This is a genomic window from Streptomyces sp. NRRL F-2580, from assembly GCF_000720115.1.
In the GTDB taxonomy this organism is placed as follows: domain Bacteria; phylum Actinomycetota; class Actinomycetes; order Streptomycetales; family Streptomycetaceae; genus Streptomyces.
The window spans coordinates 47,268-54,989 of the sequence record NZ_JOIR01000041.1; the positions used below are offsets into that span (position 1 = coordinate 47,268).

Annotated in this window: 6 protein-coding genes and 1 pseudogene; 4 read left to right on the forward strand and 3 right to left on the reverse strand. The window is 71.8% G+C overall.

Annotated features, from left to right (window positions below):
* Positions 1 to 93 precede the first annotated feature (93 nt).
* The 3 genes from IF88_RS0133200 to IF88_RS0133210 form a co-directional block, all read right to left on the reverse strand.
* Entirely contained in the window at positions 94 to 729 is a 636-nt protein-coding gene (locus IF88_RS0133200) for a DUF6875 domain-containing protein (protein ID WP_030721064.1), read from the reverse strand.
* Entirely contained in the window at positions 726 to 1,328 is a 603-nt protein-coding gene (locus IF88_RS0133205) for a GNAT family N-acetyltransferase (RefSeq protein WP_051837971.1), read from the reverse strand. The genes IF88_RS0133200 and IF88_RS0133205 overlap by 4 nt, the downstream gene beginning before the upstream one ends.
* A gap of 114 nt (positions 1,329 to 1,442) precedes the next feature.
* Positions 1,443 to 2,837: a pyridoxal phosphate-dependent decarboxylase family protein gene (locus IF88_RS0133210; RefSeq protein WP_420711022.1), complete on the reverse strand. Its 1,395-nt coding sequence runs from the start codon at positions 2,835 to 2,837 to the stop codon at positions 1,443 to 1,445.
* 315 nt (positions 2,838 to 3,152) lie between these two features.
* Here IF88_RS0133210 and IF88_RS0133215 point away from each other — a divergent pair, with 315 nt between their 5' ends.
* The 4 genes and pseudogenes from IF88_RS0133215 to IF88_RS0133230 form a co-directional block, all read left to right on the forward strand.
* Positions 3,153 to 4,616, forward strand: coding sequence for a multicopper oxidase family protein (locus tag IF88_RS0133215; protein ID WP_030721071.1), 1,464 nt, complete (start codon positions 3,153 to 3,155; stop codon positions 4,614 to 4,616).
* Between the two features lie 186 nt (positions 4,617 to 4,802).
* Positions 4,803 to 6,008 (forward strand): methionine adenosyltransferase, encoded by a 1,206-nt coding sequence (gene metK, locus IF88_RS0133220; protein WP_030721075.1) that lies wholly within the window; start codon positions 4,803 to 4,805, stop codon positions 6,006 to 6,008.
* Positions 6,009 to 6,236: 228 nt separating this feature from the next.
* The gene (locus tag IF88_RS0133225) at positions 6,237 to 7,217 is read left to right on the forward strand and encodes a carbohydrate kinase family protein (protein ID WP_030721077.1); all 981 of its coding nucleotides are present in this window, start codon (positions 6,237 to 6,239) and stop codon (positions 7,215 to 7,217) included.
* Positions 7,214 to 7,722: pseudogene (locus IF88_RS0133230) on the forward strand (homocysteine S-methyltransferase family protein); the annotation flags it as partial. The gene IF88_RS0133225 and the pseudogene IF88_RS0133230, both read left to right, overlap by 4 nt.

The window sequence follows — 7,722 nt, forward strand, 5'->3', positions numbered from 1 at the left end:
CGGGCGGGCAGCCCCTCCCCGCAACGACGATCGGCCGCGCCCCCCACCGGGGGCGCGGCCGATCGTCGGTTCACCGGGGCGGCGCGGCGTCGCTCAGGCGGCCACCACCCGGCTCACCAGCTGGTCGCGGATCCGGGCCGGGAGCGCCGGCGCGAACCGCTGGAGGTAGTGGTCCATGTGGGAGTCGTCGCTCACCAGGAAGGGGAGGTCGAAGACCAGGAGCTTGCGGACCGCCAGCAGCGGCAGCGGGGCGCGCAGCGGGCGGAAGGACTCGTTGTACAGGCCCGGTTCCTCGCAGACGGGGTGGAACTGCCCGATCATCAGTCCCTCGGCGACGAACTCGTCCTTGGCCTTGCGCTGGAGTTCGTCGAGCTCCACCGAGTCCGTGGGGTCGAAGCCCGGCAGGACCAGCAGGATGGTGAGGAGTTCGCGGTCCTCGGGCGAGAGCGGCTCGGACAGGACCGCGTGGCGGGTGCGCAGCGAGTCGACGGCCATGGCCAGGTCCTCGCATCCGGCGGACGGCAGGGCCAGGTGGAAGAGGTCCTTGCGCAGTGAGGGCTGGGTGTAGGGGCACACGGGTCCGGTGCGGCCCAGTTCGGGGTGGCTGGAGACGAGGAAGTCCCGGCTCCACATGAGGACTTGCAGCAGCGGTCCGATGGCTTCGGGCGGTACCTCGCCGCGGGCGACCTGGCTGCTGGTCCACGACTGGATCAGGTCGTCTCCCCTCATCGGGGGTTCCTCCACATCGGTCGCAGTGCGGGTCCGCCGTCGGGCCAGGTGATGTCCGGGCCCAGGCGGTCGAAGCCGGCGCGCCGGGTGGCGGCTTCGCCGCCCGGTGAGCTGGCCTCCGTGTAGGCGCCGAGCTGTTCGGCGTCGGCGCGGGCGGTGATCTCGGCGAGGAGGCCGGACATGAGGCCGCTCTGCTGGTGGCCGGGGCGGACGGCGCCGAAGGCGACGTAGTAGTGCGGGGTGTGCGGGTGGTGCTCGGCCTGGAGGCGGGCGATGGTGCGCAGCCGGTCGGTGTGCTCGCCCAGGGCGTGGGTGAAGGCGGCGTCCAGGGCCGCTTCGTCGGGTTCGGCGCCGGGGGGCAGGAACAGCAGCACCGCGTCACCGTCGGGGGTGGTGAGGATCCCGTCGTGGGCGGCGCAGAGTTCGACGAAGACCCGGAAGAAGCCGGGGAGCAGTTCGGCTCGCAGCCGCTCGTCGGGGATCATCCAGCGGGTCAGGGCGTCGTCGTGGAAGGCGGCGGACAGCAGGGCGGACAGGTGCTCGGCGGACGGCCGGTGGGGCCGGGGTAAGGCGGTCGGGCTGGACGCGTTCGGGGACAAGGCGGGAACCTCCGGTCGGAAGGACGAGAAGAGACGTGAAGGGCGGGAAGGGGCGGGGAGGGGGGCTCCGAGGGCGGTGGGGGCTGCGGCCGTCGGCGGTCGGGGCGGTGGCCGTCAGGGCGCCGTGCGGCCGCGCGCGGCCAGTTGCTCCACGCGGGCGTGCAGGGTCGGCAGGTAGTGCTCGGACTCCGGCTTGATCAGGACGCTGCGGATCACCCGGGCCGCGTCCGCGTCGCGTGGCACGCGCGGGTGGCGGCGTACGAAGGCGTCCGCGTCCGCGCGCAGCACGCTCAGGAACACGGGGTCCGCCTCCGCCGTCATGCCGTCGCGCAGCAGGCGGTCGGAGGCCGCGTCGATCGAGGACAGGGTCATGCTGGCGGAGGTGGGGAAGTAGGTGACGATGTCGAGGTCCGGGCGCTGGTAGAGCTCCAGTGCGTCGGAGGCGGTCAGCAGGTCGGCCCAGCGCAGTGCGGCCCGCCGGTTCGCGGCGAGGATCCCTCCGAAGCCGTCCGGGGTGAGCGGCAGCAGTTGCAGGGTCAGCCACAGGGCCGCGGCGGCCGCGCCGGCGCGTGAGCATTCCAGGCTGATCTCGCCCAGGTGCAGGTCCGCGTCGGTGAAGTAGGTGTAGGGCGAGTCGTGGGCGAAGTGGCGGCCGGCCCGCGGGTCGGGGAAGAGGACGGCGCCGCAGCCATAGGGCTGCAGGCCCTGCTTGTGGGGGTCGACCACCACCGAGTCGCAGGCGGCGATCGCCCGCCAGGGGGCGGGGTCGATGCCGCCCGTGCCGGCCCGGCCCAGGATGGCGTAGAAGCCGCCGTAGGCGGCGTCGACGTGCACCCGTGCCCCGTACCGGCGTGCCAGCGGCAGGACTTCGTGCACCGGGTCGACCGCTCCGAGGCCGGTGGTTCCGGTGGTGACGACGACGGTGCCGATGCGGCCGCCGCGCAGGGCTGCCTCCAGTGCTTCGAGGTCGATGCGGCCGCCGGCGTCGGTGGGGATGCGGTGGCCCTCCATGCCCAGGACGTGGCACATCCGCTCGTGGGTGTAGTGGCAGTCGCCGCTGTAGGCGACGCCGCGGTCGGGGTGGAGCTGGCGGGCGACGTAGAGGGCTTCCAGGTTGGCCATGGTGCCGCTGGTGGTGAGGTGCCCGACGTGCGCGTCGAGCCCGAACATGGCGGCGAGGTCGGCGACGGCCTCGCGTTCCATCTCGGTGGTGGCCGGTCCGCCCTCGGCGGCGTGGTTGTTGGGGTTGAAGAGCATGGCGGTGAGGTAGCCGGTGACGGCCGCCGGGTGCGGCGGCTTGACCATCTGTCCGGCGTAGCGCGGGTGGAAGAACGGATAGTTGTGGTCCATGCGCTTGGCGAGGCGGTCGAAGGCCTCGCCGAAGGCCTCGGGCCGCACGCGGTGCGCGTCGTGGGTCTGGTACGGGCCGAACTGCCCTCCCCACCGCTGCGCCACCGTGAGCGCGCGCGGCAGCCAGTCGCGTAGGTCGTGCAGGTCGTGCAGGTCCACGGGAGCCTCCCCCAGCGGCCGCCCGGTTCGGCGGCACGAGTCGGGCGTACGCGGTCGTACGTACGCATGAGGAGGGTTACGAAGGCCCCGCAAGGCCCGCGCAACGCCTGACGCCCACACACCATCTGGGCTCGAGTGATGCGCTAGGCGCGTCTGGTCCACTCGCCGCGCGACAGCCACGCGAGGCACTGCCCCGCCGGCTGCCCGCAGGCACCGGCACACCGGCCGCCGCACACCGGGTGCCGGCCGTCCTCGGCGCGCCCGGTGCCGCTCTCGGGCGTCGGCCCGAACCCACCCTTCCCAGGAGGAGATCCCATGGTCACCAGACGCAGCTTGCTCGGCGGTGCCGTCGCCGCGACCGGCGCCGGACTGCTCACCACCGGAGGCCTGACTCCGCTGCTCAGTGCCCGCACCGCCGAGGCCTCCGGCGCCGGCGCCGGCAAGCCGGTCACCGTCCCGCCGCCGTTCACCGTGCGGATGCCGACCCTGCCGGTGCTCCAGCCGATATCCACGGCGGGCGGCCAGGACACCTATGCCGTGACCATCAAGGAGGTGGCGCGGGAGATCCTCCCCGGTGCGCAGACGAAGGTGCTGACCTACGACGGCCACTTCCCGGGACCGGTGCTGCGGGCCCGCAGCGGGCGGAAGGTGGTGATCCGGCACCGCAACACCCTCACCATGCCGGTCTCGGTCCACCTGCACGGCGGCAGCGTCTCGCCGGAGAACGACGGCGGCCCGATGGACACCTTCGCGCCGAACACCTCGCGCACCTACACCTACCCGAACCAGCAGCCGGGCGCCGGCCTGTGGTTCCACGACCACGCGCACCACATGGAGTCGGAGCACGTCTTCAGGGGGCTGTCGGCCACCTATCTCCTCTCGGACGACACGGAGCGGTCGCTGCCGCTGCCGTCCGGCCAGTACGAGGTCCCCATCGCGCTGCGCGACGCCCGCTTCGACGAGGCCGGACAGCTGGTCTACGTGATGGACGACGTGTTCGGGCGGACCACCGTTCTCGCCAACGGCCGCCCGAGCCCGTACTTCGAGGTGGCGGCCCGCAAGTACCGCTTCCGGCTGCTCAACTCCTCCAACATGCGTTTCTTCCAGCTGCGCCTGTCGGACGGCGGCCAGATGATCCAGATCGGTACGGACGGCGGCCTGCTGGAGCACCCGTTCACGACGGACACCATCGGGCTGTCCCCGGCGGAGCGGGCCGACGTGGTCATCGACTTCTCCCGCTACCGGGTCGGTACGAAGATCGTCCTGGAGAACGTCATGGGGCCCGGCACGCCCGACCAGGTGGGCAAGGTGCTGCGCTTCGACGTCGTACGGACGGCGCCGGACGCCAGCCGCGTGCCCGAGACGCTGCGCACCCTGCCGGCCATGGCGAACGCCATAGTCCAGCGCACCATCGTCCTCACCATGGACGAGGACGGCCGCGAGGAGCCGCGGGGGCTCATCGACGACCAGGTCTGGGACTACCAGCGTATCGACCAGACCATCGCCCACGGCAGCTCGGAGATCTGGACGGTCACCAACGCGAACAAGATCATCCCGCACAACTTCCACATGCACCTGGTCCAGTTCCGGGTGCTGGAGCGCAACGGGACCCCGGTGGCGCCGGGCGAGGCCGGGCTGAAGGACACGGTCCGCCTGTTCCCCGGCGAGACGGTGAAGCTCCACGCCACCTTCGACACCTACAAGGGGACGTACGTCTACCACTGCCACCTGCTGGACCACTCGGCGATGGGCATGATGGCCAACTTCCGTATCCGGTAGCAGGGGCCCGCCGGGAGGGGCCGCGTCGAGCGGAGGTGGGGGAACCGGCCAGCTCCGCTCGACGCGCTCTCAAGGACGGGCCGAGGACCGGGCGGCAGGATCCTCGGCAACAGACCATGTCCGGCCGTGTCCCCCACGTCCGACCTGTCCGATCCGACCACCCGTCCCCACACCACCTGGAGTGAGATGTCCCGCCGTCTGTTCACCTCGGAGTCCGTGACCGAGGGCCACCCCGACAAGATCGCCGACCAGATCAGCGACACGATCCTCGACGCGCTCCTCTCCGAGGACCCCGCCTCCCGGGTGGCGGTGGAGACCCTCATCACCACCGGTCTCGTGCACATAGCGGGCGAGGTGACGACGAAGGCCTACGCGCCGATCGCGCAGCTCGTCCGGGACAAGATCCTCGAAATCGGCTACGACTCCTCACAGAAGGGCTTCGACGGCGCCTCCTGCGGCGTGTCGGTGTCCATCGGAGCCCAGTCCCCCGACATCGCCCAGGGTGTCGACACCGCCTACGAGAGCCGTGTGGAGGGCGAGGAGGACGAGCTCGACAAGCAGGGCGCCGGCGACCAGGGCCTGATGTTCGGCTACGCCTGCGACGAGACCCCCGAGCTGATGCCGCTCCCGATCCACCTCGCGCACCGGCTCTCCCGCCGGCTGTCCGAGGTCCGCAAGAACGGCACCGTCCCCTACCTGCGCCCCGACGGCAAGACCCAGGTCACCATCGAGTACGACGGCGACCAGGCCGTCCGGCTGGACACCGTCGTCGTCTCGACGCAGCACGCCTGCGACATCGACCTGGAGGCCCTGCTGGCCCCGGACATCCGGGAGAACGTGGTCGAGTACGTGCTGGCCCGGCTCGCCGAGGACGGCATCAAGCTGGAGACCAACGGCTACCGGCTGCTGGTCAACCCGACCGGCCGTTTCGAGATCGGCGGCCCGATGGGAGACGCCGGCCTGACCGGCCGCAAGATCATCATCGACACCTACGGCGGCATGGCCCGCCACGGCGGCGGCGCGTTCTCCGGCAAGGACCCCTCCAAGGTCGACCGCTCCGCCGCCTACGCCATGCGCTGGGTCGCCAAGAACGTCGTGGCCGCCGGCCTCGCCTCGCGCTGCGAGGTCCAGGTCGCCTACGCCATCGGCAAGGCCGAGCCGGTCGGTCTGTTCGTGGAGACCTTCGGCACCCACACCGTGCCCACCGACCGCATCGAGCGGGCCATCACCGAGGTCTTCGACCTGCGTCCGGCCGCGATCATCCGCGACCTCGACCTGCTGCGGCCCATCTACGCGCAGACCGCCGCCTACGGCCACTTCGGCCGTGAACTGCCCGACTTCACCTGGGAGCGCACCGACCGTGCCGAGCGGCTGAAGGCCGCCGCCGCCTGAGCACCCGGCACGCACCACCCGCACCACCCGCACCACCCGCACCACCCGCACCACCCGCACCACCCGCACCAGCGGGCATCCCCACCCCCCACACCCCGCCCCGCCCCGTCTCGCCCTGCCCTGCCCCGCTCTGCCCTGCCCTGCCCCGCTCTGCCCTGTTCTGCCCTGCCCTGCCCTGCCCCGCCACCTTCCGCCCCGCCGACATCAGACCAGTTCACAGGAGTCCACGTGCGTATCGCGGTGACCGGATCCATCGCCACAGATCACCTCATGGCCTTCCCGGGCCGGTTCGTCGACCAGCTCCTGCCCGACCAGCTGGAACACGTCTCGTTGTCCTTCCTCGTCGACACCCTCCAGGTGCGGCGGGGCGGAGTGGCGGCCAACATCGCCTTCGGCCTCGGCTGCCTCTTCCTCGAACCCCTCCTCGTGGGCGCCGTGGGCCCGGACTTCGCCGAGTACGAGGTCTGGCTCAAGGAACACGGCGTCGACACCGGCTCGGTCTACGTCTCCTCCGAGCACCAGACCGCCCGCTTCATGTGCATGACCGACCAGGATTCCAACCAGATCGCCGCGTTCTACGCCGGCGCCATGGCCGAAGCCGGGCGCATCGACCTGCGCGGCGCCCATGACCGCACCCCCCTCGACCTGGTGCTCGTCTCACCCAACGACCCCGGCGCGATGGTGAGGCACACCGAACAGGCCCGGGAGCTGGACATCCCCTTCGCCGCCGACCCCTCCCAGCAGCTCGCCCGCCTCACCGGCGCCGAGGTGCACAGCCTGGTCACCGGCGCCCGCTGGCTGTTCACCAACGAGTACGAGTCCGCGCTGCTGCGCGAACGGGCCGGGTGGAGCCACGCGGAGGTCCTCGACCGCGTCGGCACCTGGGTCACCACCCTGGGCGCACAGGGCGTCCGTATCGACCGCAAGGGCGAGCCGGCCCTCACCGTCCCCGCCGTCCCCGACGTCCACGCCGAGGACCCCACCGGCGTGGGTGACGCCTTCCGCTCCGGTTTCCTGGCCGCCGTCAGCTGGGGGCTGCCGCTGGAGACCGCCGCGCAGCTCGGCTGCGCGATGTCCGCGCTGGTCCTGGCGACCGTGGGCTCCCAGGCGTACGAGATCCGGCCCGAGCGCCTGCTCGCCACCGTCCGTGCGGTGTACGGGGAGCATGCGGCCGGGCTGCTGGCACCGAAGCTGGAGCGGCCGGTATGACGACGAACTCACAGACCCGGGCCGATGCCCTGCGAGAGGCGCTCGCGACCCGCGTGGTCGTCGCCGACGGAGCCATGGGAACGATGCTCCAGGCGCAGGACCCCACGATGGAGGACTTCCAGCAGCTGGAGGGCTGCAACGAGGTCCTGAACATCACCCGCCCCGACATCGTGCGCTCCGTCCACGAGGCGTACTTCTCGGCGGGTGTGGACTGCGTCGAGACGAACACCTTCGGTACGAACTACGCGGCTCTGGCCGAGTACGACATCGCCGAGCGCAACTTCGAGCTGTCGGAGGCGGGTGCGCGGATCGCCCGCGAGGTGGCCGACGAGTTCACGGCGTCGACGGGGCCAACGCCGGCCTGCCCGTCCTGACCAAGCAGGGCGCCCACTACCCGCTGTCCGCGGCCGAGCTGGCCGACGCCCAGGAAACCTTCGTCCGCGAGTACGGCCTCTCCCTCGTCGGCGGCTGCTGCGGCACCACCCCGGAGCACCTGCGCCAGGTC